A 26,431-nucleotide genomic window follows, 5' to 3' on the forward strand; every position below is an offset into this window, starting at 1 on the left:
CGGGCAGAGGACGCGACCAGATGGACGGCGATTTCAGGACCGAATTTACCCGCCACCCGGCGGCGCTCAAACACCACCCCGCGCTGGTGCTCAACGCGGATTACCGACCTTTATCCTATTACCCGCTGTCGCTCTGGCCATGGCAGGAGGCGGTAAAGGCCAAATGGCTCGACCGGGTCGAGATCGTCGCCGAATATGACGAGGTGGTGCGCAGCCCCTCTACGGTGATCAGGATCCCCTCGGTTGTCGTTCTTAAAGACTATGTCAAACCTCAAAAGCGCGTGGCCTTCACGCGCTTTAATTTATTTCTGAGGGATGAATTCCGCTGCCAATACTGCGGCGCGAAGGGCGATCTGACCTTTGACCATGTGGTGCCCCGTGCTGCGGGTGGGGTGACAAGCTGGCAAAACGTGGTCGCCGCCTGTAGCCCTTGCAACCTGCGCAAAGGCTCGCGGCCGCTGCACCGCACGGGGCTTGCGCTGCGCAAACCGCCACGCCAACCTGCCGCCGAAGAGCTGCGCAACATGGGGCGCAAATTCCCGCCCGGCCATCTGCACGAGAGCTGGATGGATTTCCTCTATTGGGATGCCGAGCTGGAGGCCTGACCTCAGATATCCAACTCTACCCAGATCGGCACGTGATCCGACGGTTTGTCGCGCCCGCGCACGTCGCGGTCAATCTGGCAGTCGCGCAAGCGGTCCGCCACCGTGGGCGATAGCAGGAAATGGTCAATGCGGATGCCGTTGTTGCGGTTCCACGCACCGGCCTGATAATCCCAGAACGAGTAATGTCCCGGCCCTTGAGTTCGTGCGCGGAAGGCATCCGTAAGGCCAAGGTTCACCAGCCGCCGCCATGCGGCGCGGGACTCGGGGCGGAAGAGGGCATCTTCGCGCCAGCTGTCGGGTTTGGCAGCATCCTCGGCCTGCGGGATGATGTTGTAATCCCCCGCCATGAGGAAGGGCGTTTCCTCGGCCAGAAGCGCTTCGGCACGGGCTTGCAGCCGCGCCATCCATGCGAGTTTATAGTCATATTTCGGCCCCGGCGCCGGGTTGCCATTGGGCAGGTAGAGCCCGCAGACCCGCAGCGCCATATCGTTGCCCACCACCGTTGCTTCGATCCAGCGGGCCTGATCATCGGCATCATCGCCCGGCAGGCCGCGGGTCACATCCTCAAGCGGGAGTTTCGACAGGATCGCCACGCCGTTAAAAGACTTCTGCCCGTAGGTTTCGACGTTATAGTCGCGCTCTTCGAGCATTTCGCGGGGGAAGGCTTCATCCACTGACTTAATCTCTTGCAGCACGACAACGTCCGGCTGCGCCTCGTCTAGCCAATCGGGAAGGGCCGCCGCGCGGGCCTTGATACCGTTGATGTTGAAACTCGCGATCTTCATATCCGGCCCTCTTTCGACGTCCGACTGCTATCGCGCAATTGGCGTCGCGGAGCAAGGGGAAGGCTTGCGCGCTTAAGGTGATTCTCGGGTCAGATTTCTCGCTATTATAGAAAGTCCGCGAGGCGGTTGCCCGTATTGTCTCGATCCTGCCCTGTGGGCGGCATTTCTTTTTCTCCACAGGGCGCAAGATAATTTGAGGAGTAAGGCGAAACTGTGGCGCGACCTTAATGTGGATAAGTGGTTCAGTACAATGCGTTAGCCGAAAAATGCTTGGATCAACACGCCTAACGTGCGTCAGTCGAAGAACTACATCTTTAAATTGCAAAGCCCTTTGAAAGGACCTCACGATGACCGCTATTTTTGCACGCGACTTTGCCCCTGTATCAGCCCCTCAGACAGAGGACAATCCCATGGCGCTCGGCACCGGTGTTGGCCTTTTCACCACCGGCCTCACCCGTGGGGGCGGTGACATGCTGTTGGGCGAAGGGGTCGAGATCTTCACCACTGGGTTACAGCAGGACGGCAGCAGCATCACGCAAGGCGGCGGGGTCGGCCTGTTCACCACTGGCCTCGCCCCGGCTGAGGTGCTGCCCTTCAGCGGCTGAAGCCTGTGCAAGCGGGCGGCTTTGTCGCCCGCCGTTCCCCCTGTCGGAGGCCATGCGATGACCAATGTTGTTCTGCTCAGACCTGACGAAAACCAAGACCCGGCCGCGCAAACAGCCCGGCTGATCCAAGCCTTCGCCGAGAGGCGTCGCGCGCAGGGGGATGTCTTTTGGCTGAAGGAAAACGCCGAACTGCTCGGGGTGCTGGCGAGCACGGGGGCCACGCTTAACACTGCGGCGCTTCAGCCGCTCGCGGCCTTCCATCGGGGCTGCCGGGACCTGCTGCGCGATTTTCCTCAGTATTACCGTTTCATCCTGTCGATCTGCCTCGATCTCGAAGACCTCGGTTTGCCTCGGCACTACGGCGCGACGCTTTGTGCTAAGGTTGCGCGGGCAGGGCTGGAGGGGGCGGAACTGTCGGATCTACAACGGGCCGAGGCACGCCGTCTGCTGCGCCGTCGGCGTGTCGGGCCACGGGTTGAGGACGGGGCGCTCGGTCAACGGTTGCGCGATTTCATCGCCCGCAGTGCCACTTTTGCCATGCCCAATCGCAAGGCGGCGTATGAGTTGACCCATATCGTTTTCTACCTGTCGGACTATGGCCGCCGGCCCCCCGTCCTGCCGGAGGCCGCGCTGAAAAGCCTGCATTTCACGGGGCTGCTGGCTTTTCTCGATCAGGATATGGACCTGCTGGCCGAGGTCTGCGCCGCGCTGCGTTTTGCCGGGCAGGCCCCCAGCCCCCTGTGGGAGGATGCCCTTGCCGCCAGCCACCGTGTCATGAGGGTCTACGCTGACGAAGGTGCACCTTTGCAGGATGATTCCCACGAATGGCTCGTCACTGGCTGGGCCATGCAAATTGCGGGCCGCCCGATGCGATCCACCGATATCCCAAAAGGCGCATTGCGTTTTCACAAAGGCCGAAAGGGGGCAGGGGCCCTGCGCCCCTTGGCGGCTTGCCTCAACGACATGGGTGCAAAGCGCCGGGCCGACTGGGGGCAGATGCGCCCGCATGTGCTGTCGTATCTTTGCGCGGAAAGCCACGCGACCCTGCTGTGCGCCGAACGCGCCGGGCCTTATTTCGACGAATTCTTCGAGGGGTTCGCCCGGGCGCGCGGTTAAACGCGCCCGAAAACTTACATCGAAAAGGACGTGCCGCAGCCGCAGGCCGCCGTCGCATTGGGGTTCTCGATGGTGAAGCGCGCGCCGATCAGCTCTTCGGTGAAATCGATCACGGCGTCGGCCAAAAACGGCAGGGAGACGCTATCGACCACCACCTTCTGACCGCTGCCTTCCAGAACGAGGTCATCCTCGGCAGGTTCGTCCAGCGCAATGTCATATTGAAACCCTGAACAGCCGCCGCCTTCGACAGCAACGCGCAGGGCTTTGCCTTCGTCGGCGGCGCCGATCTCGGCAAGGCGTTCAAAGGCGCGGGGGGTGACTTTAGGGGGCAGGTTCATCTGCGGGCTCCGATGCATCGGTTTTCTTTCGCGTTCCCCTAACATATAGAAACCACAAGGACAGGTCACAAGGACCGCGAGAGAGGACCAGCCGCAATGCGCGCAGAATTCGCCTCGGATCCGGACACCGCCAAGGGACGGTTGGTGCCGGAGGAGGAAAGCACGTTTCGCTCCTGCTATCAGCGGGACCGAGACCGGATCATTCACGCCTCCGCCTTTCGGCGGCTCAAACATAAGACGCAGGTCTTTGTCGAACATGAGGGCGATTATTTCCGCACCCGTTTGACACATTCAATCGAAGTGGCCCAAGTGGCGCGCACCATCGCGGGCGCGCTGCGCTTGAATGGTGAGCTGACCGAGGCCGTGGCGCTGGCGCATGACCTGGGCCACACGCCCTTTGGCCACACCGGCGAGGACGCGCTGCATAAGCTGATGGCGCCCTACAGAGGGTTTGACCACAACGCGCAGGCGATCAAGATCGTTACCACGCTGGAGCGGCACTATGCCGAATTCGACGGGCTGAACCTGACGTGGGACACGCTTGAAGGCATTGCCAAACACAATGGCCCGGTGACGGGCGAGGTGCCCCACGCGCTGGCTGACTATAACGCGCGCCATGATCTGGAATTGCACACCCATGCGAGTGCAGAGGCACAGGTTGCGGCACTTTCCGATGACATTGCCTATAACAACCACGACCTGCACGACGGTCTGCGGGCAGGGCTGTTCACCGAAGAAGAGATTGCCGAGCTGCCCATGGTCGGCGCGGCCTATGCGGAAGTGGACCGGCTCTACCCCGACACCGACAGCTACCGCCGCCGCCATGAGGCGCTGCGGCGGGTTTTTGGGGTGATGGTCGGCGATGTGATCGAAACATCGTCTAAACTGCTGAAAGAGTCGGGGGCCACATCGCCCGATGACATCCGCCATCTGGGCCGTCCGGTGATCCGCTTTTCGGACCCTGTCTGGCAGGACCTGCGCGAGATCCGAAAGTTCCTTTTCACCCGGATGTACCGCGCCCCTTCGGTGATGGAGAATCGTGAGAAGGTCACCAAGGTGGTCGAAGATCTCTTTCCGCTGTTTCTGTCTCAGCCCAACCTGCTGCCGCGCCATTGGGCGGCGGCGATCGAGGCGGCAGAGGATGAAACCACGCTGGCGCGGATGGTGTCTGATTACATTGCGGGCATGACCGACCGTTTCGCCCTACAAGAACACGCCCGTCTCTTCGACAGCGACCTGCGCAGCTTCCGCTAGTCTTCGCGGCATGGTAGTCTTCTTTTGATGATCCATAGGTGAGATGACATGATACAAACCCCCGTTCTGCCGGAAAGTCTGGCCGGTGACGCGACATTCGCGATCCTCTCGGCGGGTCAAGCGCCGGGGCCTACGGTGGCTAAACGCGCGGCGGATCTGGGGGCGGAGGTCGTGGCGATGGACCGCGATCCCGCGGTGCTTGCGCGGTTGATGAGTCAATCGGCCGAGCGTGTCGAAGGGCTGGCGCTGGCGGGCGATCTTGTCGCGCGGTTTGAGCCGTTGCACCGCAATTGGGGCGGCACGCCGCTGCATATGGTGCTGAACCTGATGCCGCTCGACCCCGACGATTGCTGCAAAGGCACGGATGCGCAGATCCGCGGGATTTCGGCCATGATGCGTGCCTTGGGCCGGGGTCTGGTGGCCGGGCAGGGGGCGGTGGTGACCGTTCTGCCGCGGCCAAGCCAACCCTTGGCGCTGGCCGGGCATGCCATGATCGGCGCGTTTGAAGCGGCCAATGCCGCGCTCGACAAGGTGTTCGGCCCGCGGGGGCTGCGTTTCCATCTGATCACCGTGCCAGAGGGGCAGGCAGAGCTTGCAGCGGAAAGCGCGCTGTTCCTCGGCTCCGAGGCGGGTCGACGGCTCCGATCTGGGCGTTTGGACCTCGGCTGAGCCCGCCGCTTCAAACGCCACTCCCCAACTTGGGCCGCGACGGCCCGACGCTTGATTGACTGCACCCCCGCACATGATAAACGGGCGGGGAACAAGGATACCCGACATGAACCTATTTGCCGAAATTCGCCATCTTATCATTGCGACGCTGGAACAGATGGTCGCGCAGGAAGCCCTGCCAGCGACCCTGAACTTTGACCCGATCACCGCCGAGCCGCCGCGCGACGCGGCCCATGGCGACATGGCCACCAATGCCGCGATGGTGCTGGCCAAGCCCGCGGGCATGAAGCCGCGCGACATCGCCGAAGCACTGGCCGCGCAGTTGCAAAACGATCCGCGCATCACCTCTGCCGAAGTGGCGGGGCCGGGCTTCATCAACCTGCGTCTGGCACCTTCGGTCTGGCAAAACGTGGCCCGTCAGGTGCTGAACCAAGGCACCGACTTTGGCCGCGCGATCCTTGGCGCCGGTCAGCGGGTGAACGTTGAATATGTCTCGGCCAACCCGACGGGGCCGCTGCATGTGGGCCACACCCGTGGCGCGGTCTTTGGTGATGCGCTGGCTAGCCTGCTGGACTTCGCGGGCTATGACGTGACGCGGGAATACTACATCAACGACGGCGGTGCGCAGGTCGATGTGCTCGCCCGGTCGGTCTATCTGCGCTACCTCGAAGCCAATGGCAAAGAGGTGGCCTTCCCCGATGGCACCTATCCCGGCGACTATCTGATTCCGCTGGGCGAAGCGCTGGCCAAGATGTACGGCGACAAGCTGGTCGATCAGCCGGAAAGCGAATGGCTGGACGATATCCGCGAATTCGCTACCGATGCGATGATGAACCTCATTCGCGACGATCTGGCGGCACTGGGTGTCGAGATGGACGTGTTTTATAGCGAAAAATCGCTCTATGGCACGGGTCAGATCGAAGCGGCCATCGCCTCGCTCGAAGCCAAAGGGTTGATCTACGAAGGCGTGTTGGAGCCGCCGAAGGGCAAGAAGCCCGACGATTGGGAACCGCGCGAACAGACCCTGTTCAAATCCACCGAACATGGCGACGATGTCGACCGCCCGGTCAAGAAGTCCGACGGGTCTTGGACCTATTTTGCGCCCGACATCGCTTATCACTATGACAAGGTCAGCCGTGATTTCGACATGCTGATCGATGTCTTTGGCGCGGATCATGGCGGCTACGTCAAACGGATGAAAGCGGCGGTTTCGGCGCTGAGCGACGGTCATGTACCGCTCGACATCAAGCTGACGCAACTGGTGAAGCTTTATAAGAACGGTGAGCCGTTCAAGATGTCCAAACGGGCAGGGACTTTCGTAACCCTGCGCGATGTTGTGGATCAGGTCGGCCCGGATGTGACGCGCTTTGTCATGTTGACGCGTAAGAACGACGCGATGCTCGACTTCGATTTCGACAAGGTGTTGGAGCAAAGCCGCGAGAACCCGGTCTTTTACGTGCAATACGCCCATGCGCGGGTCGCGTCGATCCTGCGCAAAGCCGAAGAGGCGGGGATCGAGGTAGCGGATGCCACGCTGCTGGACGCGGATCTGTCCAAGCTCGACCACGAGGCCGAGATCGGCCTGCTGCGCAAGCTTGCCGAATGGCCCCGTCTGGTCGAGACTGCCGCGCGCAGCAATGAGCCGCACCGGGTGGCCTTCTACCTCTATGAATTGGCCTCCGACTTCCACAGCCTCTACCACTTGGGCCGGTCTGAGGATGGCTTGCGCGCCTTGCAAGAAGGGGACGCGGCCACCTCGCAGGCAAAAATCGCGCTGTCGCGTGCCGTTGCGATTGTAATTGCGGCGGGTCTTGGTATTCTCGGGGTCACACCGGCGCAGGAGATGCGGTAACCGCACCAGCGCGCCGAAAACAGGCAACCCCATGACCAGACCCGCGTGGCGATGTATCACGCCGGGCAAAGAGGCAGAGATGGCAGATTTCACGTCTTCCCCGACGACGGCGGGCTATGCGCCCGATTCCGCGCATAGCTACGCAGTGGGCAACGCGCCCAAGACCCTGACAACGCTCACAAATATTGCGGGCGCCGTGGTTTCCTTGGCGCTTGTGGCGGGGATCGGTGTCTGGGGGTACAAACTGCTCGTCCGCGACGTGACCGGCATCCCGGTGGTCCGCGCGATCGAAGGCGAGATGCGCGTGCGCCCTGAAGAGCCGGGCGGCGAATTGGCCCGGCATCAGGGGCTTTCGGTCAATGTGGTCGCCGCCGAAGGCAGCGCCGGGCGCCCGGCGGATGAGCTGCGCCTCGCGCCGCGCCAGATCGAATTGCAAGACGAAGACCAGCCCGTCAAAGCGGCAATGGTTGCCGCAAAGACACAAGGCAACGTGACGCCAGCCGTGGCGCTTGAGGATGACGGCGACCTGATCGACGCCTCCGAAGCGATCCGCTCGGGCAATGTGCAAGACCTCGTGGCGCAATTGACCAATGGCGTGGCACCGCTCACCGGTGAGGAGGCCGCCGCTGGCGATCCTGTCGATGCCGCCGTGGCGATGGCGCTGGCCGATACATCCGTGCAGCCCAAGGTGGTCAAGGCCGTGCTGAACGCGCCGGGCGTGCGCAACTCCCTGCGTCCGCGCCGCCGTCCGGCGGGCGGTGCCGTTGTGACACCCGCCGCCGTGCAACCTAATCCAGTGGCCGCGGCCACCCAAGAAGTCGACCCCGCATCGCTCCCCGCCGGCACCCGCATGGCCCAGCTTGGCGCCTTTGACAGCCCCGAGGTGGCGCGCGAACAATGGGACCGTTTGCAGGGCCGTTTCGGTGCCTATCTCGAAGGCAAGAGCCGCGTCGTGCAAAAGGCCACCAGCGGCGGGCGGGTCTTCTACCGCCTGCGTGCCATGGGCTTTAACGACATCGCCGATGCGCGCCGCTTCTGCTCGGCCCTCGTGGCCGAAAACGCGGATTGCATCCCGGTGGTGATGCGCTGATGCGCCCCTTCGGGGCCGCGATCCTCGACGCGACGGGCCATCGGCTCAGCGTCGAGGAAAAGGCGTTCTTTCGGGACGTGCGGCCCTTTGGCTTTATCCTCTTCGCCCGCAACATCGACAGCCCCGACCAGCTGCGCGCGCTCTGCGAAGAGATGCGCGAGGCGGCGGGGCATGAGGCCGTGATCACCATCGACCAAGAGGGCGGACGCGTGCAGCGCATGCGCGCGCCGCATTGGCGCGATTGGATGCCGCCGATGGACCTCGCCGCCCGCGCCGGCGATCAAGCGCGCCAAGCCTTCTACTTGATGTACCGGATCATCGCCCATGAGCTGCACAGTGTCGGGATCGACAGTAACTGCGCCCCACTGATCGATGTGGCCGGGCCGGACACCCACCGTTTTCTGCGCAATCGCTGCTACGGCGAAACGCCGGGGCAGGTGGCCGAGATTGGCCGTGCCGTGGCGGATGCGCTGCTGGCCGGAGGGGTCTTGCCGGTAATGAAGCACATGCCGGGCCATGGCCGCGCGACGCTTGACAGCCACCACGATCTGCCCCGGGTTGCGGCCCGCCGGATCGATCTGGAGGCGGTCGATTTCGCCCCCTTCCGCAGCCTGCGCGACCTGCCGATGGGGATGACCGCACATCTGGTCTATGACGCGCTGGACAATGCCCCGGCGACCCTGTCGCCCGAGGTGATGCGGCTGATCCGCGAAGAGATCGGCTTCGACAACCTCGTGATGACCGACGACATTTCGATGAAAGCGCTGCAAATGACCCCGGCGGAAAGCACCCGCGCCGCCATCGCGGCGGGCTGTGACGTGGCACTTTTCTGCAATGGCCCGCTCGAAGACCGCCGCGCCGTGGCCGAAGCCGCGGGTGAGATGACCCCCGCCGCCCAGACCCGCGCCCTGCGCGCGATGGATGCGCGGCAAACCCCCGATGACGTTGACATCGACGCCCTCAGCGCCCAGCTTGAGACGCTTCTGGGCGGGACATTGCATGGCTGAGACGACATTTCAGGAAGACCGGGGCAGGGCTGGCAGCACCGTGGCCGACCGGCTGGCCGCCGAAACCTTCATCATTGATGTCGAAGGGTATGAAGGGCCGCTTGATCTGCTGCTGTCGCTGAGCCGCACGCAAAAGGTCGATCTACGCAAGATCTCGGTGCTGCAACTGGCGCGGCAGTATCTGGCCTTTGTCGAACGGGCCAAGGAGTTGCGGCTGGAACTGGCGGCGGATTACCTCGTCATGGCGGCGTGGTTGGCTTTCCTGAAGTCGCGTCTGCTGCTGCCGCCGGACCCCAGCGAAGAAGGCCCCTCGGGCGAGGAAATGGCCGCGCATCTGGCCTTTCAGCTGGAACGCCTTCAGGCCATGCGCGACGTAGCGGCGCGGCTGATGGCGCGCGACCAACTGGGGCGCGACTTCTTTGCCCGCGGCCAGACCCAGGAGGTCACGCAGGTCAAGAAGGTCACCTATACGGCGACCCTTCTGGACCTCATGCAAGGCTATGCCCGCACCCGCACGCGTGAAGATTTCCGCCCCTTCGTGATGGACCGCGACAAGGTCTTCACCATGGAAGAGGCCCTGGACCGCATGCGCGGTCTGATCGGCTACGCGGGCGATTGGAGCGATCTGAACAGCTACCTGCCCGAGGGCTGGGAAAGCGACCCAGAACGCCGCCGCTCGGCCACGGCGGCGACCTTTGCCGCTTCTTTGCAACTGGTCAAAGAGGGGCATATGGAGATCCGGCAGAAAGAGATTTTCGCCCCCATCCAACTGCGCAAGAAGGATTGATGCGTGTCGGAAGAGATTGAAACCAAAGAAAAGAAACTGTTCGACGCGCCCTCGCTCGCCGAGCAGGAGCGTATGATCGAAGCCGTGCTTTTCGCCAGTTCCGAGCCGATCACCCTGCGCGAACTCGAAGAGCGTTTGCCGCGCGGCTCAGACGTGGGCGAGGCGATGGCCTTCCTGCGGCACCGGTATCAGGGGCGCGGCGTGCAGGTGATGAAAGTGGGCGATGCCTACGCCTTTCGCACCGCGCCGGACCTTGGTTTCCTGATGCATAAGGAGACGGTCGAGACCCGCAAGCTCAGCCGCGCCGCCATCGAGACTTTGGCGATCATCGCTTATCACCAGCCCGTCACCCGCGCCGAGATCGAAGAGATTCGCGGCGTATCCGTGTCGCGCGGCACGGTGGACCAGTTGCTTGAGATGGAGTGGATCCGTTTTGGCCACCGCAAGATGACGCCGGGCCGTCCGGTGACCTTTGTCGTCACGCAGGAGTTTCTGGATCACTTCGGTTTGGAAAGCGCGCGGGATCTGCCGGGGCTGAAAGAGCTGCGCTCTGCCGGGTTGTTGGAGAACCGTCCGCCCGCCGGTCTGCTGCCCACCGTCGGCGATGGCGAAGACGAGCCGGAAGCGACCGAAGGGCAGAGCGAGCTGTTCGAGGATTGACCGGCGCCGCGTCTTTACGCGGAGCGGAAATGTTTCGACAGTTTCAGCCCCTGACCTTGGTAGTTCGACGCGATGTCGGCGCCGTAAAGCTGACTTGGGATCTGCGCCATATGCTCATAGACCAAACGGCCCACGACTTGCCCATGCTCCAGCACAAAGGGCGCCTCGTGACAGCGCACTTCCAGCACCCCGCGTGAGCCTGCGCCGCCTGCCTCGGCATGGCCAAAGCCCGGATCGAAGAAGCCCGCGTAATGCACGCGGAACTCTCCGACCATCGCCAAATAGGGTGCCATTTCAGCGGCATAGGCAGGCGGGATCGTCACCGCTTCGCGGCTGACGAGGATATAGAAGGCGCCGGGGTCGAGGATGATTTGACCGTTAGTGCTATGCACCTCTTCCCAATAGGCGGCGGGATCGTAATGGCCAATCTTGTCGAGGTCGATCACCCCGGCATGCGGCTTCGCGCGGTAACCGACGAGGCTGGTGCCGGGCAGCCGTAGATCGACGGAGAAGCCCAAGCCCTCATCGATCACGGCGGTCCCGTCAACGAGCGGTGTCTTATCGTGCAGCGCGCGCAGCGCGTCGTCGTCGAGGGTCGCATCCCCGCTGCCGAAACGAATCTGATTGAGCCGCATGCCGGGCCGCACAAGCACCGAAAAAGAGCGCGGGCAGATCTCGGCATAAAGCGACCCGGTATAGCCCGGCGCGATGCGGTCGAATTCGGTGCCGCCATCGGTGATGGTGCGGGTCAGCAGGTCCAGCCGCCCGGTGGAACTTTTGGCATTCGCCACGGCAGAGACACCCTCGGGCAGCGCCAATTGCTCCATCAGTGGCACCACATAGACACAACCCTTTTCCAGCACGGCCCCTTCGCTGAGGTCGACCCGGTGCATCTCGAATTCCGCCAAACGATCCGAGACCTTGGCCCCATGCCCGGCAAGGAAAGACGCGCGGACGCGATAGGCGACGCTGCCGAGGCGGAGGTCAAGACTGGCGGGCTGGATCTGGGCAGAGGTGACCGCGGGATCGGCGGCAATGGCGCCGCTTTCGATCATCGCTGCAATCTGCTGGTTGGGGAGCACCCCGTTCATCGCATTGGGCATCGGGCGCGGCCTTCTTAAATGGCAAACGCCCGCGCGTTACCGGCGCGGGCGTTTTGTTGTAGTCGGTTGGTCGGGCTAGCAGGACTCGAACCTGCGACCTTCCGTCCCCCAGACGGACGCGCTACCAGGCTGCGCCATAGCCCGACTACGTGGGCTTCATACCCGATCTCGCAGGGGGTGCAAGAGGGAATTGCCAATCTTTTCATCGCGATTAGAAATTTGTTTCCGCGCCGGCTTCTGCGGCCATGCGCGCGCGCAATTCGGCCAAATCCAACAGCAGACCGGCGACCTGCGGTTGCACGTCGCGGGGCAGGCGATGGACACGCGCACCTACGCTGAGCAGCCCCGGACGGGCGGGAAAATCGGCTTCTGGGGTGAAATCGGGCAGGTCGATGATCGCGGGTTTCGGCCTGTCGTCTTCAGGGTCTTCCGCCTCGGCTTCGGCAGGAGCGGGTGAAGGCTCTGCGGTCTCCTCGGGCTCAGCCGCCAGCGGGCGCTTGAGGAACTCGGGCAGGCCGGTCTCCGATGCAGGTTCCGGCGCGGGTTCCTCTTCGGGCTCCAATTCGGACGCAGGGAGTTGCGGCGCATCGGGCGTGCTGCTGTCAGAGGGGGCCAGCGGATCGGGCGTGGCCCGTGGGTGATCGTCGGCGGGCGGCATGGGCGAGGGGCGCTGTGCTACCGCAGGGGCGGGCTCTTCTACCTCCGCCGTGTTCTCCTGCCGCGTGTCGACCGTCTCAACCGTCTCAGCGCTCACCTCATCCCCGCGCGCTTCCGTCTTTGCGCCGAAGTTTAGAACCACACCGGTCTCAGGCCGGATAATGTCCGGCTTCGGCGCAGGGCGCGGTTCCACGAAATCCAACTCATCAAGCGGGGCGGAGAGGGAGGAGACATGGGTCATCCCTTCCTCACGCAAGATCTTCTGAACGCCTTTGATGGTCAGCCCATCGTCATGCAGCAACTTCTTGATTCCGCCAAGCAGCAGCATATCGGCGGGACGGTAATAGCGCCGCCCGCCCGCCCGTTTGATGGGTTTCACTTGGGTAAACTTACTCTCCCAAAACCGCAGAACATGGGCTTGGATACCGAGCCAGTCAGCGACTTCGGAGATGGTGCGAAAAGCGTCCGGCGATTTGACCATGGGTCAGGACTTGTTGCCTTCGGCAACCCGGTCTTTCATCAAATGCGAGGGGCGGAAGGTCAGCACCCGGCGCGGGTTGATCGGAACCTCTTCGCCGGTTTTCGGGTTGCGGCCCACACGCGCGGTCTTGTCGCGCACCGAAAAAGTGCCGAAAGAGGAAATCTTGACCTGTTCCCCGTCGACCAGAGCGTCGGACATATGCTCAAGCACGGCTTCGACCAGCTGAGCACTCTCATTGCGAGAAAGACCGACCTCACGAAATACAGCTTCGCTTAAATCCATGCGCGTCAATGTCTTGTTCGGCATTATATCCCCCATGCTTTCCAATAGCATATGCTGCTCAGATTTTTAGAGTCAACATCAATGCCCGGATCGAGCACGATTCGGCAGAGATTTTCCGCGTTAGCTCAGGGACTTACCAGCGCAGGACAACAGAGCCCCAAGCCAGACCGCCGCCAATGGCTTCGGTGACGATCAGATCGCCCTTGTTGATCTGGCCGCGCTCACGGCCCACCGACAGCGCCAGCGGGATCGAGGCGGCAGAGGTGTTGCCGTGGTCCTGCACGGTCACGACAACGCGCTCCATCGGCAGGTTCAATTTCTTCGCGGTGCCTTGGATGATGCGGATATTGGCCTGATGCGGCACGATCCAATCGACGTCTTCGGCGCTGACGCCGGCACGCTCCATGGCGGTATTGGCCGTGGCGGCCAGCTTTTCGACCGCGTGGCGGAACACCTGATTGCCCTGCATACGCAGATAGCCTGTCGTGCCGGTGCTGACGCCACCATCGACGTAGAGCAACTCGCGGTAGCGCCCGTCGGAATTCAGGTCGGTCGCGAGGATCCCACGATCCTCGGGCGTGCCTTGCCCTTCTTGCGCCTCGAGCAGCAGCGCGCCCGCGCCGTCGCCGAAAAGCACACAGGTCGACCGGTCGGTCCAGTCCATGATGCGGCTGAAAGTCTCGGCCCCGATCACTAGCACATTGCGCGCCTGACCGGAAACGATAAGCGCATTGGCGTTCGCCAGCGCATAGACAAAACCCGCGCAAACCGCCTGCACGTCAAAGGCAAAACCATTGGTCATGCCCAATTCGGCCTGCACCATGGTCGCGGCCGACGGGAAGGTCAGGTCGGGGGTGGAGGTGGCCACGACGATCGCGTCGACATCGGAGACATCGCGCCCTGCGTCTTCGAGCGCCTTGCGCGCGGCGGCGCTGGCCATGGAAGAGGTCGTTTCACCTTCAGCGGCGAAGTGGCGGCGTTCGATGCCCGAGCGCGAGCGGATCCATTCGTCATTCGTGTCGAGGGTCGCTTCAAATTCGGCATTTTCCACGACACGGGCGGGCAGGTAGTGGCCACAACCAGTGACAACGGCGCGCAGGCTCATTTGACGGACTCCTCAGCTGGCAGCGTCGCGGCGACGCGAGCGGCTAGCTTGTCATTGAATTTATTCTGCGACAACTGCGCGGCGAGTTTGATCGCAGCGGAGATGCCGGTCGCATCGGCGGAGCCGTGCGATTTCACCACCGTGCCGTTCAGGCCCAGAAAGACGCCGCCGTTCACGCGGCGCGGATCGATCTTTTTGCTGAGACGGCGCAGCGAGGTATAGGCCAGCAGCGAGGCGAGCCGCGACAGGGGTGAGTATTTGAACGCTTCGCGCAGCCGGTCGCCGATCATGCTGGCCGTGCCTTCGCCGGTCTTGATCGCGACATTGCCGGTGAACCCATCGGTCACGATGACATCGGCGCGGTTGCCCGAGATATCGCCGCCCTCAACGAAACCGACGAATTCAAACCCGGTGGCATCGCCTTGGGCGCGAATCAAATCATAGGCTTCTTTGAGTTCGGTGCGGCCCTTATGCTCTTCGGTGCCGACATTCAGCAGCCCCACGCGGGGGCGCTGCAAATCCATACCGTTGCGGGCGTAGGAGGTGCCCATCAGCGCGAAACGCAACAGATCATCGGCGTCGGCGCGCACATCGGCGCCCACGTCGAGCATCACGTTGAACCCTTGCGGGTTGGAAGAGGGGTAGAGCACGGCAATCGCAGGGCGGTTCACGCCCGGCAATTTGCGCAGCCGTATCATCGACATCGCCATCAGCGCGCCGGTATTGCCGCAAGAGACAGCCACAGCCGCCTCTCCGCTGCGCACGGATTCGATGGCAGACCACATGGAACTGTCTTTGCCGGTGCGCACGACTTGGCTGGGCTTGTCGTCCATCGTGACGACATCCGTGGCGTGACGTATCTCGCAACGGCCCGACAACTCACCACGTTTGGCGATCAAAGGCTCCAACTGATCACGGGGACCATGCAGGATAAAACCGATATCGGGATTTGCTTTCGCAGAAAGCGCACACCCGGCAACAACTGCTGCCGGGCCTTCGTCACCCCCCATCGCGTCGACCGAGATCAGGGTGTGTCCGGCTTTCGCGTTGGGGTGATCGGGCTGGGCCGTCATCAGTGCGAATGCCTCACTGCCTAAGAGAAAACCTTAAAAACTAGCGCAGCTTATGCTGCGTCGTCTTCCAGGTCCACTTCTTCGGTCAGGGCGACAACTTCGGCGTCGTCATAGTGACCGCAAGCCGCGCAGATGTGGTGGGGGCGCTTCAGCTCACCGCAGTTCGAACATTCGTTCGGGTTCGCCGCAGAGAGCGAATCGTGGGCGCGGCGGTTGTTGCGGCGGGATTTGGATACTTTATTCTGTTGGACAGCCATGTCTGGTGCCTTTGCCTTCGGGGTTGCTGACTTGGCAAAGCAGGCCGCAACCGTGTTTCAATTCGGACCCCGTTTCGGGCGTGACGACGCTTTAGGGCCGCAGCCGCGCAATGTCCAACCTTAATTCGGGTGAGGGCGGCAAAATAACGCGAAACCGGCGCGATGCAAGCGCGAATTTCCGCGGTTTTCCGCTTGTTTCCTTAGGTTTCGTCTTTCTTCAGCGCATCGCGCAGCGCGCCCAAGCCCGCGAAGGGCCGCGCGTCTTCGTCGGTCATCGGCTTTTTTCCCGGTTCGGCATGGACCATCTGGCCCAGTTCCGCATCGCCCTTGCGGGGATATTCCGGCACTTCCAGCGCCAGCGCCTCGATCATGACCTGCGCGGGGTCGATCCATTGACCCAAAGGCTCTGCCGTATCGTCCTCAGGCATTTCGACCTCCTCTTCTTCGGGGAGTTCGAAATCATGGATGAAGCGGCGGGTAATATCGGCGTCGATCCGCGTGGTCACTGGCTCAAGCGTGACGACGCAGGGCTGCACCACGGTCGCGCCCAGTTTCCCGTCCAGCTGCCAGTCCTGTTTGCCGAGCGGTTTGATGCTGCCCGAAAAGCTAAGTTTGCGCAGGGCCGAGAGATCGAGTTCCTCGGCGATCTGCGCCAGCGCTTCCGCCTCAGGGCGCAGCGCGAACGCGTTTGGCTCCGTCTGGGACAGGTCCGCGACCCGAAGAGCGGTTGGCGTAGGTGATTTGCGCGACATGAGATCCGACTTTCGTTTCTTGTACACTTGGGGTGCCTTGGTGTATGCGAAATAAAAGCCATAATCCGTCAGGGCAAGAGGGCAGACCAAATGCGCAAAACCAAACAGACCGGCAAGACGCACCTCCGGATCGCGGGTATGGGCCTGGCACTGCTTCTGACCGCCTGTAGCCCGCAGTATGAGAACCACGGCTATGTGCCGCCGCAAGACCAGCTTGAGCAGGTCGTTGTGGGCAGCGATACCAAGGAAAGCGTCGCGCAGAAGATCGGTGTGCCCACGGTTTCGGGTGTTTTGAGCGATGATAGTTACTATTACGTTAAGATGCGCAAACGCGCGCTCGGCTTCATGGCCCCGAAAGAGATCGAGCGTGAGGTGGTGACCGTCAGTTTCAACGAAGCCGGTGTGGTGTCGAATGTCGAACGCTTCGGGCTTGAACGGGGGCAGGTCGTGCCGCTGTCGCGCCGCGTGACGACATCGCCTGTGGCCGACAACACCTTCCTGCGCCAGCTTCTTGGCAACCTTGGCCGCTTCAGCCCGTCGGCCTTCGGCAGCTAAGTTCCCCTTGGCATGCCCCGGCAGCGGGGCAGGGCCGCGGATAAGCGAAGGCGACCTCGCAGATGACCCAAGCGCCCCCGGGCCGATATCTGACGCGCGAAGCCCTCACGCCCGGGGACATTACCCGGGCGCAGGCGCTGCGGACGCAGTGTTTTCAGACCGGGACCGTCGACCGTGATGCATTCGACGCGGCAGCACGGCATTTTCTGATAGAGGATCGCGACAGCGGCACATTGGTCTGCTGCTTTCGCCTGACCCTGTTTCAGGGCGCGGAGCTGGCCCAGAGCTATGCCGCGCAGTTTTACGAACTGAGCCATCTGGAGCGCATGAAAGGCGCCATGCTGGAACTGGGCCGCTTTTGCATCCACCCAGAATGGCAAGACCCCGACATTCAGCGCCTCGCTTGGGGGCAATTGGCCCGGGAAGTCGATGACAGCAGGGCGGCGCTTTTGTTTGGCTGTTCCTCTTTCACGGGCACCGATCCGACCCGCTACCGCGACGCCTTTGCCCTGTTGAAACAGCAGCATCTTGCCCCCGCGGAATGGCGCCCCCGCGTCAGGGCGGCTGAGGTCCACCCCTATGCCCGCGACCGCCACAGCCCCGATCCCCGGCGCGCGCGCCAGCAAATCCCGCCGCTGCTGCGCAGCTATCTGGCGATGGGCGGCTGGGTCAGCGACCACGCCGTGATCGATCGGCAAATGGGCACGCTGCATGTCTTCACCGGGCTGGAGATCGCCGGGATTCCGCCCAACCGCGCGCGGCTTTTGCGGGCGTTGGCCTGAGGCCGCACCGCCTTTGGACATTGACCTTGCCCGCGCCGAAAGATAGCTGGCAGGCATGGCACGCGCACCCCTTTTACAACTCACCGACATTTCGCTGACCTTTGGCGGCGATCCTGTTTTCGAAGACCTCTCCCTCGTGGTGCAGACCGGCGATCGGTTGGCCCTGGTGGGCCGCAACGGCTCGGGCAAATCGACGCTGATGAAGGTCATGGCCGGGCTGGTAGAGCCCGACAGCGGGGCGGTTGTGGCCGGGCCCGGCGTCTCGGTCGGCTATATGGAGCAGGAGCCGGACCTCTCGGGCTTTGAGACGCTTGGCGACTTCGCGGCCCATGGGCTGGATCCGGGTGAGATGTATAAGGTGGAACGCGCAGGCGAGGGGCTGAAGTTTGATCCGGCGCGCCCTGTGGCCACCGCATCGGGCGGGGAGCGTCGCCGCGCGGCACTGGCGCGGCTGATGGCCGAAGAGCCGGAACTGATGCTGCTGGACGAGCCGACCAACCACCTCGACATCGAAGCCATCGCATGGCTCGAATCCGAGCTAAAGGGCACCCGCACCGCCTTTGTCATCATCAGCCACGACCGCGCCTTCCTGCGCGAGCTGACCCGCGCGACCCTCTGGGTCGACCGCGGCACCGTGCGCCGTCAGGACATCGGCTTTGAAGGGTTCGAGGCATGGCGCGATCAGGTCTGGGAAGAAGAGGACATGCAGCGCCACAAGCTGAACCGCAAGATCAAGGCTGAGGCGCGTTGGGCGGTCGAGGGGATCTCGGCCCGGCGCAAGCGCAATCAGGGCCGGGTGCGCGCGCTTCAGGAGTTGCGCGCCGAACGCTCGGCGCAGATCAAACGGCAAGGCACCGCGGCCATGGCGCTGGAGGCTGGGCCGAAGTCAGGCCGCAAGGTGATCGAAGCGAGCGGTATCGCCAAGAAATTCGGCGACAAACAGATCCTGCGCGACTTCTCGATCACCGTGCAGCGCGGCGACCGGATTGCGTTGGTCGGGCCGAATGGTGTGGGTAAGACCACGCTTTTGAACATGCTGATCGGCAAAGAACAGCCCGACGCGGGCGAGATCAAGCTCGGCACCAATCTGGAACTGGCGCTGTTCGATCAGGCGCGCGCGCAGCTTGAGGGCGACATGACCCTTTGGGACAGCCTGACCGGCGATCCCGAAATGCGCGTCTCGGGCAAGGCCGATCAGGTGCTCGTGCGCGGCCAGCCGAAACATGTGGTCGGCTACCTCAAGGAATTCCTCTTTGACGAAGCACAGGCCCGCGCGCCGGTCCGCTCACTTTCGGGCGGCGAAAAGGCGCGGCTGCTCTTGGCCAAAATCATGGCGCGCTCCTCGAACCTTTTGGTGCTCGACGAGCCGACGAACGATCTCGACGTTGAGACGTTGGACCTGATGCAAGAACTCTTGGGCACCTATGACGGCACCGTGCTGCTGGTCAGCCACGACCGTGACTTCCTCGACCGGGTGGCGGCGGCGACCATCGCAATGGAGGGGGATGGCCGCGCCACGGTCTATGCGGGCGGCTGGTCGGATTATCTGGCACAGCGCGGGCAGGATGATTTTGCACAGAGTGTGGTCAAGCCCAAGCCGAGCAAGGCCGAGCCGAAAGCTGAGAAAAAGCAATCCGCGGGCGGGCTCAGCTTTACCGAAAAACACCGGCTCGAAGCTTTGCCCGCTGAGATCGAGCGGTTGGAGGCCGAGATTGGCAAGCTCGAAGAACTGCTCAGCGATGCAGAGCTTTTCACCCGCGAGCCGGTGAAGTTTCAGAAAGCCACCGATGCGCTGGTGCAGCGGCATGAAAAGCTCTCTAACGCCGAAGAAGAGTGGATGGCGCTGGAGGAGAAGGCGCAGGGCTAACCCCGCGCCCCTGCCAAAGCGATCTGCGGGCGGTAACCGTTGCGGAATGCCGCGACGATGCTTGGCGGGGTGAGCAGGGTGACGCGGCCCTGCGGGCGTCGCTGCGCAGCCCCGTAGCCCTCCGGCGCATAGGGGTGAAGGGCATCGCCGAGAAGCACGCCGCTCTGGCCATCGCGATCCAAGACGAAACTGCCGTCGGGCAGGTCCTGTGCTTCTACATCCCCATGGCGGCGCTGACTAAAAACGCGCGGCACGGCCCGTTCGGCGTGCAACTGACGGTCAAAATCCGCGGCAGGGCCGGGGAGGTCGCAACACGCGCGAAACCGTCGATAATCCGCAGCACGGCATTCCGCGCAAGGGCGGTGACCGGCGGCAAAGGCCACGGCCTCATCAAGAAAGAACAGCTCGGTGTAATGGCGCGGCGCCATCAGCTTGCGGCGACGCCCCTTGAAACTGAGCCGACAACAGACCCAATTCTGATGCGCCCAACGGCGTTTGGGGTGCAGTCCGTTTTCGTCATGCAGGATGCCACGGTTGCCCATGAAGCTGCCCCGCGCCGGGTGGGCGATGATCTCCCCATCCGGTTGGACGCGGTTTTGCAGCGGCATCAGCGCATCCTGAGCGCGCCGTCGAGGCGGATGACCTCACCATTGAGATAGCCCATTTCGACGATGAACCCGGCCAGCCGCCCGTATTCAGACGGATCGCCAAGGCGCGGCGGGTTGGGCACATCCTTGGCCAATTCGGCCTGCACCTCTTCCGGCAGCCCGGCCAGCATCGGCGTTTTGAAGATGCCCGGCGCGATGGTCATCACGCGAATCCCTTCCTTGGCCAGATCCCGCGCCATCGGCAGGGTCATGCCCGCAATCCCACCCTTGGAGGCGGCATAGGCGGCTTGGCCCTTTTGCCCGTCGAAGGCAGCGATGGAAGCGGTGTTAATGATCACCCCGCGCGCGCCGTCGTCTTCGGGGGTGTTCTTGGCCATAGCCACCGCCGCCAGCCGCGCCACGTTAAAGCTGCCGACGAGGTTGATGTCGATGGTGCGTTGAAAGGCGTCGAGCGGATGCGGCCCATCGCGGCCCGTGGTTTTGATCCCAAGTGCGATGCCCGCGCAATTCACCGCCGCGGTGATCCAGCCCATCTTTTCTTGGGCATAGTCCACCGCTTCCTGCACCGAGGTCTCATCCGTTACATCGGTCAAGACATAGTGGCCGCCGATCTCTTTCGCGATGGCTTCGCCCCGGGTGGCGTCACGGTCCAACAGGGTGACCTGCGCGCCCTGCGACGCAAAATAGCGCGCCGTGGCTTCGCCAAGCCCCGAGGCGCCCCCGGTGATGATGGCGGCTGTACGGTCTAGTTTCATGATGGCTCCCCCCGATATGAACACTTGTTCAGTTCAGCACGAAGTCTCACCCCATGCAAGGGATGCCGTTGCGGCGGGAGGAGGGCTGTGGGAGCAGGGAATACGGGGCAGACCGAAGCCCGCCCCGTGAGAGATTAGCCGACCTGCACCAGCGCGTGGCGCTTCTTGCCCGCGCTGAGTTTGACCGGGGAGGACAGCGCGCCCGCATCCAGCATCATGCCCGCATCGGTCAGCGGTTTGTCGTCGATCCGTGCGCCGTTCTCGGCGATCAGGCGCTTGGCTTCTTTGCCAGAGCCGGCAAGGCCCGATTTCACCAGCAATTGCACGATGGAAACCCCATCGCCCACATCCGCCGCCGACAGGGTCAGGGTGGGCAGGTCATCGCCCACACCGCCTTTTTCAAAGACTTCACGCGCGGTGGCTTCGGCGTTGCGGGCGGCCTCTTCCCCGTGGAGGAGACCGGTGACCTCATTGGCCAGACGCACCTTCGCCTCGTTGATCTCGGACCCCGCCAGCGCGCCCAGACGGTCGCATTCATTGACCGGCAGCTCGGTGTAGAGCTTGAGGAAACGGCCCACATCGGCATCGGTGCAATTGCGCCAGAACTGCCAGAACTCATAAGGGCTCAGCATATCGCCATTGAGCCAGACCGCACCGCCCGCCGATTTGCCCATCTTCTTGCCGTCGCTGGTGGTCAAGAGCGGTGACGTCAGGCCGTAAACCTCCCCGTCGATCACCCGGCGGGTCAGGTCGATGCCGTTGACGATATTGCCCCATTGATCCGACCCGCCCATCTGGAGAATGCAGCCATAGCGGCGGTGCAGCTCCATGAAGTCATAGGCTTGGAGAATCATGTAGTTGAACTCAAGGAAAGACAGCGACTGCTCGCGGTCCAAACGGGACTTCACGCTCTCAAAGCTCAGCATCCGGTTAATCGAGAAATGCCGCCCGATGTCGCGCAGGAAGTCGAGGTAGTTCAACCCGTCGAGCCATTCCGCGTTGTTCAGCATCAAGGCGCCATTCTCGCCCTCGCCGTAATCGAGGTATTGGGCAAAGACCTGACGGATGCCTTCAATATTGTCGTCGATCGCCTCGGGCGTCAGCAGCGGGCGTTCGTCCGAGCGGAAGGAGGGATCGCCCACCTTGGTCGTGCCGCCACCCATCAGGGTGATCGGCTTGCCGCCACATTTCTGCAGCCAGCGCAGCATCATGATATTGACCAGATGCCCCACGTGCAGCGATTTGGCCGTGGCGTCATAGCCCACATAGGCCGGGGCCGCGCCTTTCAGCAGGGCTTCGTCCAACCCCTGATAATCGGTGCAATCGGCCAGAAAGCCGCGCTGCATCATCGTGTGGATGAACTCCGATTTGGGATGGTATGTCATGGTGACTTGCCTCAAAACTGTATTGCGGGGCAATCTATATGCGCACGAGCGGCAAAGGAAAAGGCCATGAATAGGGCCAAGCACAGGCAAGATGCCGGAACCGAAGTGGTGACGGCTTTGGGAATGATGTCGGGCACCTCTCTGGATGGGGTGGACGCCGCTATTTTGCGCACCGATGGGCAGGGCATCGCCAGCTTTGGCCGCAGCGCCTATCGCAGCTATTCCGCCGAAGAGCGGCGCGTGATCGCCGCGGGCTTCGGCAAGTGGCACGGGGCCGAGGTTGAGGAGGCCGCCAAGGCGGTGGAGGCCGCGCATCTGGCGCTTCTGGCCGACCTGCTGAAAGAAGCGCCCGAGGTCGACCTCATCGGTTTTCACGGCCAAACACTCGCCCATGCCCCACGCATGCAGGGCACGCTGCAAGTCGGCAACGGGGCGCTGCTGGCGCGAGAGATTGGCCTGCCCGTGGTCTGGGATTTCCGCAGCGCCGATGTTGAACTGGGCGGCGAGGGCGCTCCGCTCGCCCCCTTCTTTCACCACGCCTGCGCGCGCTACGCCGGGCAAAAAGGGCCGGTGGCCTTCCTGAACCTCGGCGGCGTGGGCAACCTGACATGGGTCGATCCGCGCGTGGCCCGCCCGGAGGAGGACGGCGCGTTGCTGGCCTTTGACACCGGCCCCGCCAATGCGCCGATCAATGATTTGATGCAGGCTCGGCTCGGGCAAGACTATGACGAAGGCGGCAAGTTGGCCGCGCGGGGCAGGGTGGAGCAGGGCGCCTTGGAACTGTTTCTGGCCGAGCCTTATTTCGCACGCATGCCGCCCAAATCCCTCGACCGGAACGATTTTGCCGAGATGGTGGCCCTTGTGGGTGAGCTCTCCGATGCCGATGCCTGCGCGACCCTCACTGCCATGTGCGCGGCTGGCGTGGCCGAGGCGATGCAGCATTGCCCAGCCCCGCCCGAACGCGTCTATGTGACGGGCGGCGGGCGGCATAATCCGGTGCTGATGCGGATGTTGGATGTCAGCCTCGATTGCCCCGTCGCCCCGGTGGAGGAGATCGGCCTCGATGGCGACATGCTGGAGGCGCAGGCCTTTGCCTATCTGGCAGTACGCGTGGCGCGCGGGCTGCCAACCTCGTGCCCCGGCACGACAGGCGTCCGCGCCGCCGTGGGCGGGGGCACCGTCAGCCGGGAGTGAGGTGGCCGGGGCGTTGCCTAACTTTGACGGAAAGGTGCCGGAGAGGGATTTTAAGGCCCCAGCGTGCAGCCGCTATGCCGTCATATCGGCAAGAGCGCCAACTTGCTAACAAAGTTGCGAAAAATACAACTATAGCGCAATTTTCTTGAAACATCGTTGCGACTTCCCGCGTAGGTTCCCTGTGGGGGCCAAGGGTCGAAGGCATTCGACCGGCTTAGAGAAGGAGATTCGCTATGACTATCTTTCACACAGGTGCTTTCAAAAACAGCCTCGCCGTTACGGCAGTGACGCTCATGCTCGCACCCGCGGCGCAGGCCGAAATCGGCCTCGGGGTTGGGGTCAGCGTCGGGGGCCATGGCGACCTTGGCGGCGCGGATGTCGGTGTCGGCGCTTCGGTTGGCGGCAGTGACGGCATCGGGGCCGGAGTTGGCGCTTCGGTCGGTGGCAGTGATGGCATCGGGGCCGGAGTTGGTGCTTCGGTCGGTGGGGGCGACGGTGTGAACGCAGGCGTCGGCGCTTCGGTGGGCGGCGGTGACGGTCTGGGGGCCGGAGCTGGCGTCTCGGTCGGCGGTGGCAGCGGGCACAGCGGGACGGATGACCCCGATAGCACCCCCACGGCGACCGCAGGCCGGGCGATCACCGGCGGCGACAACAGTGCCACCACCCCAAGACCGATCAACATCGCGACCCTCATCGGCGCGCCGGTCTGGAGCAAAGACAGTGTCTTGGTCGGCATGATCGAAGAGGTCGCCCCGGGGCCAAACGGCAAGGTCGACGCGGTGCTGCGCCTCAACGCAGCCCTTGATACCGACCGGGATATCATCCGCATGCGCATCGCGCCCCGCCTGTCGGACCGTGGGGCACTGAAGGTGGGGTATTCGAAGCAGAAGTTCCTAAAACTCTTCGCCGGGTAAACCGCGCGGCAATGAAAAACGGGGCGGCAATCTGGCCGCCCCGTTTGCGTTAGTCGGCTGGCGCAGCCACGTCCCTCAGCGGCATCTCAAAGAAACAGATCGCATCCCGCGTGAAATCCGGCATCGGTTGATAGGGCCCGCGCTCAACAAACCCAAGCGAGCGATAAAGCGCGCGGGCAGGGGCGAAGCCCACGGAGGTGTCGAGATAGACCTTTGCGAATCCGTCCTCCCGCGCTTGATCGACAAGGCGCTGACAGATCGCCCGGCCCGCCCCCGTGCCACGGGCCGCATCGGTGACGAAGACGCGTTTGATCTCGCTCTCCGTCTCGGTCAGCGCATGGGACATGCCGCAGCCTAGGGGGATGCCATCCCGCTCGGCCAATAGGATGATGCCGCGCGGACGGGCGTGTTCCTCGGGCAGGCGCGCCATCAGGGCGCTGTATTTGTCTTGGGGGTAGAAAGTCTCGACGATCCGCTGTTCGGTCGGGCCGAAGTGGTAGAGGAAGTCGCGATAGGCCCAGCAGAGGTTGACCACCGCCGCGAGGTCCGCAGCGGTGGTGACAGGGCGGATGGTGAGGGCCGACATCAGCCGCGCAGGATCGAGCGGCCCGCGTATTGAGCGGTCTCGCCCAGCATTTCCTCGATACGGATCAACTGGTTGTACTTCGCCAGTCTGTCGGACCGCGCCAGCGAGCCGGTCTTGATCTGACCGCAGTTGGTGGCCACGGCAAGGTCGGCAATCGTGGCGTCTTCGGTCTCGCCCGAGCGGTGCGACATGACGTTGGTGTAGCCCGCGCGATGCGCGATATCCACGGCTTTGAGGGTCTCGGTCAGGGTGCCGATCTGGTTGACCTTGACCAGCATGGAGTTCGCCGCGCCGCGCTGGATGCCATCGCTCAGACGGGCAGGGTTGGTGACGAAAAGGTCATCTCCCACCAGTTGGACCTTGCCGCCCAAAAGGTCGGTCAGCGCCTTCCAACCGCCCCAATCGTCTTCGGCCATGCCGTCTTCGATGGAGATGATCGGGTAGTCGTTCACGAGAGCCGCGAGGTAGTCGGCGTTCTCTGCGCTCGACAGGGTTTTGCCTTCGCCGGAGAGGACATATTTGCCGTCTTTGTAGTATTCCGTCGCCGCGCAATCGAGGGCGAGATACATGTCTTCGCCCGGTTTGTAGCCCGCTTTTTCGATAGACTTCAGAATGAAATCAAGCGCATCGCGCGAGGAGCTGATGTTGGGGGCAAAGCCGCCCTCGTCGCCGATCCCGGTCGACAGGCCCGCGGCGGAAAGCTCTTTCTTCAGCGTGTGGAACACCTCGGCCCCCATGCGCACGGCTTCGCGGATGTTCTCCGCGGCGACCGGCATGATCATGAATTCCTGAATGTCGATCGGGTTGTCGGCATGTTCGCCGCCGTTGATGATGTTCATCATCGGCACCGGCAGCACGCGTGCGGTGGTGCCGCCGATGTAGCGGTAGAGCGGCTGCGCGCAATAGTCCGCCGCCGCCTTGGCCGCGGCCATCGACACGCCCAAGATCGCGTTGGCGCCGAGGCGGGATTTGTTCTCGGTCCCGTCGAGTTCGATCATCATCTCGTCGATCTCGACCTGTTCCGTCGCCTCGACCCCCACGAGCGCCTCGGCAATCTCGCCATTGACCGCGGCGCAGGCTTCGAGCACGCCTTTGCCCAGATAGCGCGACTTGTCGCCGTCGCGCCGCTCGTTCGCCTCATAGGCGCCGGTCGAGGCACCGGAGGGGACAGCGGCGCGGCCCATGGTGCCGTCTTCGAGGATAACGTCGACTTCAACCGTCGGGTTGCCCCGGCTGTCGAGGATTTCGCGGGCGTGGATGTCGATGATCGTGCTCATGGGCATTTTCCTCATGTTCGGGTTTGGTGC

Annotated in this window: 29 protein-coding genes and 1 tRNA gene; 15 read left to right on the plus strand and 15 right to left on the minus strand. The window is 63.2% G+C overall.

Annotation, left to right across the window (positions count from 1 at the left end; genetic code table 11):
• Positions 1 to 20: 20 nt before the first annotated feature.
• Positions 21 to 605 carry an HNH endonuclease gene (locus ACGYK4_RS05945; RefSeq protein ID WP_067265843.1) on the plus strand — a complete coding sequence of 195 codons (585 nt, stop codon included), beginning with the start codon at positions 21 to 23 and terminating at the stop codon, positions 603 to 605.
• Between the two features lie 2 nt (positions 606 to 607).
• Here the strand turns inward: ACGYK4_RS05945 and xth are convergent, their stop codons facing one another.
• A complete protein-coding gene (gene xth / locus ACGYK4_RS05950) occupies positions 608 to 1,390 on the minus strand; it encodes an exodeoxyribonuclease III (RefSeq protein WP_394455561.1) in 783 nt (260 codons plus the stop codon).
• Between the two features lie 347 nt (positions 1,391 to 1,737).
• Here xth and ACGYK4_RS05955 point away from each other — a divergent pair, with 347 nt between their 5' ends.
• Positions 1,738 to 1,995 carry a hypothetical protein gene (locus ACGYK4_RS05955; protein ID WP_394455563.1) on the plus strand — a complete coding sequence of 86 codons (258 nt, stop codon included), beginning with the start codon at positions 1,738 to 1,740 and terminating at the stop codon, positions 1,993 to 1,995.
• Positions 1,996 to 2,052: 57 nt separating this feature from the next.
• Positions 2,053 to 3,111 carry a DUF6902 family protein gene (locus tag ACGYK4_RS05960; RefSeq protein WP_394455565.1) on the plus strand — a complete coding sequence of 353 codons (1,059 nt, stop codon included), beginning with the start codon at positions 2,053 to 2,055 and terminating at the stop codon, positions 3,109 to 3,111.
• Between the two features lie 14 nt (positions 3,112 to 3,125).
• Here the strand turns inward: ACGYK4_RS05960 and ACGYK4_RS05965 are convergent, their stop codons facing one another.
• Positions 3,126 to 3,449, minus strand: coding sequence for an iron-sulfur cluster assembly accessory protein (locus ACGYK4_RS05965; RefSeq protein WP_067627534.1), 324 nt, complete (start codon positions 3,447 to 3,449; stop codon positions 3,126 to 3,128).
• Between the two features lie 96 nt (positions 3,450 to 3,545).
• Between ACGYK4_RS05965 and ACGYK4_RS05970 the strand changes: the two genes are divergently transcribed.
• The 7 genes from ACGYK4_RS05970 to scpB all read left to right on the plus strand — a co-directional run bounded on the left by ACGYK4_RS05970 (position 3,546) and on the right by scpB (position 10,768).
• Positions 3,546 to 4,703, plus strand: coding sequence for a deoxyguanosinetriphosphate triphosphohydrolase (locus ACGYK4_RS05970; protein ID WP_394455567.1), 1,158 nt, complete (start codon positions 3,546 to 3,548; stop codon positions 4,701 to 4,703).
• 48 nt (positions 4,704 to 4,751) lie between these two features.
• Positions 4,752 to 5,372: a hypothetical protein gene (locus tag ACGYK4_RS05975; RefSeq protein WP_394455568.1), complete on the plus strand. Its 621-nt coding sequence runs from the start codon at positions 4,752 to 4,754 to the stop codon at positions 5,370 to 5,372.
• 106 nt (positions 5,373 to 5,478) lie between these two features.
• Positions 5,479 to 7,224, plus strand: coding sequence for an arginine--tRNA ligase (gene argS, locus ACGYK4_RS05980; RefSeq protein WP_394455569.1), 1,746 nt, complete (start codon positions 5,479 to 5,481; stop codon positions 7,222 to 7,224).
• A gap of 79 nt (positions 7,225 to 7,303) precedes the next feature.
• On the plus strand, positions 7,304 to 8,314 hold the full coding sequence (locus ACGYK4_RS05985; protein ID WP_394455570.1) for an SPOR domain-containing protein: 1,011 nt from the start codon (positions 7,304 to 7,306) through the stop codon (positions 8,312 to 8,314).
• Positions 8,314 to 9,321, plus strand: a complete 1,008-nt coding sequence (gene nagZ / locus ACGYK4_RS05990; RefSeq protein WP_394455572.1) for a beta-N-acetylhexosaminidase — start codon at positions 8,314 to 8,316, stop codon at positions 9,319 to 9,321. The genes ACGYK4_RS05985 and nagZ overlap by 1 nt, the downstream gene beginning before the upstream one ends.
• Positions 9,314 to 10,108, plus strand: a complete 795-nt coding sequence (locus ACGYK4_RS05995; protein WP_394429809.1) for a segregation and condensation protein A — start codon at positions 9,314 to 9,316, stop codon at positions 10,106 to 10,108. Before nagZ ends, ACGYK4_RS05995 begins: the two co-directional genes overlap by 8 nt.
• A 3-nt stretch (positions 10,109 to 10,111) precedes the next feature.
• The gene (gene scpB / locus ACGYK4_RS06000) at positions 10,112 to 10,768 is read left to right on the plus strand and encodes an SMC-Scp complex subunit ScpB (protein WP_394455574.1); all 657 of its coding nucleotides are present in this window, start codon (positions 10,112 to 10,114) and stop codon (positions 10,766 to 10,768) included.
• Between the two features lie 14 nt (positions 10,769 to 10,782).
• On the opposite strand, the gene ACGYK4_RS06005 is transcribed toward scpB, so the two are convergent.
• From ACGYK4_RS06005 to ACGYK4_RS06040, 8 genes are all read right to left on the minus strand, one after another.
• On the minus strand, positions 10,783 to 11,859 hold the full coding sequence (locus tag ACGYK4_RS06005) for a 2'-deoxycytidine 5'-triphosphate deaminase (protein WP_394455777.1): 1,077 nt from the start codon (positions 11,857 to 11,859) through the stop codon (positions 10,783 to 10,785).
• Positions 11,860 to 11,938: 79 nt separating this feature from the next.
• Positions 11,939 to 12,015 (minus strand) — tRNA-Pro (locus tag ACGYK4_RS06010).
• Positions 12,016 to 12,082: 67 nt separating this feature from the next.
• Positions 12,083 to 13,009, minus strand: a complete 927-nt coding sequence (locus ACGYK4_RS06015; RefSeq protein ID WP_394455576.1) for a MerR family transcriptional regulator — start codon at positions 13,007 to 13,009, stop codon at positions 12,083 to 12,085.
• A gap of 3 nt (positions 13,010 to 13,012) precedes the next feature.
• The gene (gene ihfA, locus ACGYK4_RS06020) at positions 13,013 to 13,315 is read right to left on the minus strand and encodes an integration host factor subunit alpha (protein WP_067265868.1); all 303 of its coding nucleotides are present in this window, start codon (positions 13,313 to 13,315) and stop codon (positions 13,013 to 13,015) included.
• A 109-nt stretch (positions 13,316 to 13,424) separates the two neighbouring features.
• Complete coding sequence (locus tag ACGYK4_RS06025) at positions 13,425 to 14,396, minus strand: beta-ketoacyl-ACP synthase III (protein WP_394429815.1); 972 nt, start codon at positions 14,394 to 14,396, stop codon at positions 13,425 to 13,427.
• Positions 14,393 to 15,469 (minus strand): phosphate acyltransferase PlsX, encoded by a 1,077-nt coding sequence (gene plsX, locus ACGYK4_RS06030; RefSeq protein WP_394429817.1) that lies wholly within the window; start codon positions 15,467 to 15,469, stop codon positions 14,393 to 14,395. The genes ACGYK4_RS06025 and plsX overlap by 4 nt, the downstream gene beginning before the upstream one ends.
• Before the next feature lie 50 nt (positions 15,470 to 15,519).
• Positions 15,520 to 15,726: a 50S ribosomal protein L32 gene (rpmF, locus tag ACGYK4_RS06035; RefSeq protein WP_067265873.1), complete on the minus strand. Its 207-nt coding sequence runs from the start codon at positions 15,724 to 15,726 to the stop codon at positions 15,520 to 15,522.
• Positions 15,727 to 15,926: 200 nt separating this feature from the next.
• A complete protein-coding gene (locus ACGYK4_RS06040) occupies positions 15,927 to 16,478 on the minus strand; it encodes a YceD family protein (protein ID WP_394455578.1) in 552 nt (183 codons plus the stop codon).
• Positions 16,479 to 16,568: 90 nt separating this feature from the next.
• On the opposite strand from ACGYK4_RS06040, the gene ACGYK4_RS06045 reads away from it, so the two are divergent.
• The 3 genes from ACGYK4_RS06045 to ACGYK4_RS06055 all read left to right on the plus strand — a co-directional run bounded on the left by ACGYK4_RS06045 (position 16,569) and on the right by ACGYK4_RS06055 (position 19,682).
• Complete coding sequence (locus tag ACGYK4_RS06045) at positions 16,569 to 17,033, plus strand: outer membrane protein assembly factor BamE (RefSeq protein ID WP_067265877.1); 465 nt, start codon at positions 16,569 to 16,571, stop codon at positions 17,031 to 17,033.
• Between the two features lie 62 nt (positions 17,034 to 17,095).
• Complete coding sequence (locus tag ACGYK4_RS06050) at positions 17,096 to 17,815, plus strand: GNAT family N-acetyltransferase (protein ID WP_394455579.1); 720 nt, start codon at positions 17,096 to 17,098, stop codon at positions 17,813 to 17,815.
• Positions 17,816 to 17,870: 55 nt separating this feature from the next.
• Positions 17,871 to 19,682, plus strand: coding sequence for an ABC-F family ATP-binding cassette domain-containing protein (locus tag ACGYK4_RS06055; protein ID WP_394455580.1), 1,812 nt, complete (start codon positions 17,871 to 17,873; stop codon positions 19,680 to 19,682).
• On the opposite strand, the gene ACGYK4_RS06060 is transcribed toward ACGYK4_RS06055, so the two are convergent.
• From ACGYK4_RS06060 to tyrS, 3 genes are all read right to left on the minus strand, one after another.
• Entirely contained in the window at positions 19,679 to 20,290 is a 612-nt protein-coding gene (locus ACGYK4_RS06060) for a hypothetical protein (protein WP_394455581.1), read from the minus strand. The two genes, ACGYK4_RS06055 and ACGYK4_RS06060, sit on opposite strands and share 4 nt — an antisense overlap.
• A complete protein-coding gene (locus ACGYK4_RS06065; RefSeq protein WP_394455582.1) occupies positions 20,290 to 21,045 on the minus strand; it encodes a 3-hydroxyacyl-CoA dehydrogenase in 756 nt (251 codons plus the stop codon). Before ACGYK4_RS06065 ends, ACGYK4_RS06060 begins: the two co-directional genes overlap by 1 nt.
• Positions 21,046 to 21,179: 134 nt before the next feature.
• The gene (tyrS, locus tag ACGYK4_RS06070) at positions 21,180 to 22,430 is read right to left on the minus strand and encodes a tyrosine--tRNA ligase (RefSeq protein WP_394429829.1); all 1,251 of its coding nucleotides are present in this window, start codon (positions 22,428 to 22,430) and stop codon (positions 21,180 to 21,182) included.
• Between the two features lie 66 nt (positions 22,431 to 22,496).
• On the opposite strand from tyrS, the gene ACGYK4_RS06075 reads away from it, so the two are divergent.
• Together ACGYK4_RS06075 and ACGYK4_RS06080 are read left to right on the plus strand one after the other, a co-directional pair.
• Positions 22,497 to 23,624, plus strand: coding sequence for an anhydro-N-acetylmuramic acid kinase (locus ACGYK4_RS06075; protein WP_394455583.1), 1,128 nt, complete (start codon positions 22,497 to 22,499; stop codon positions 23,622 to 23,624).
• A 233-nt stretch (positions 23,625 to 23,857) separates the two neighbouring features.
• Positions 23,858 to 24,538 (plus strand): hypothetical protein, encoded by a 681-nt coding sequence (locus ACGYK4_RS06080; protein ID WP_394455584.1) that lies wholly within the window; start codon positions 23,858 to 23,860, stop codon positions 24,536 to 24,538.
• A gap of 49 nt (positions 24,539 to 24,587) precedes the next feature.
• Here the strand turns inward: ACGYK4_RS06080 and ACGYK4_RS06085 are convergent, their stop codons facing one another.
• Positions 24,588 to 25,124: a GNAT family N-acetyltransferase gene (locus ACGYK4_RS06085; protein WP_394455585.1), complete on the minus strand. Its 537-nt coding sequence runs from the start codon at positions 25,122 to 25,124 to the stop codon at positions 24,588 to 24,590.
• Entirely contained in the window at positions 25,124 to 26,401 is a 1,278-nt protein-coding gene (gene eno, locus ACGYK4_RS06090) for a phosphopyruvate hydratase (RefSeq protein WP_394455587.1), read from the minus strand. Before eno ends, ACGYK4_RS06085 begins: the two co-directional genes overlap by 1 nt.
• Positions 26,402 to 26,431 lie beyond the last annotated feature (30 nt).

Source organism: Sulfitobacter sp. 1A13368 (genome assembly GCF_043557275.1).
Taxonomy (GTDB): Bacteria; Pseudomonadota; Alphaproteobacteria; order Rhodobacterales; family Rhodobacteraceae; genus Sulfitobacter; species Sulfitobacter faviae.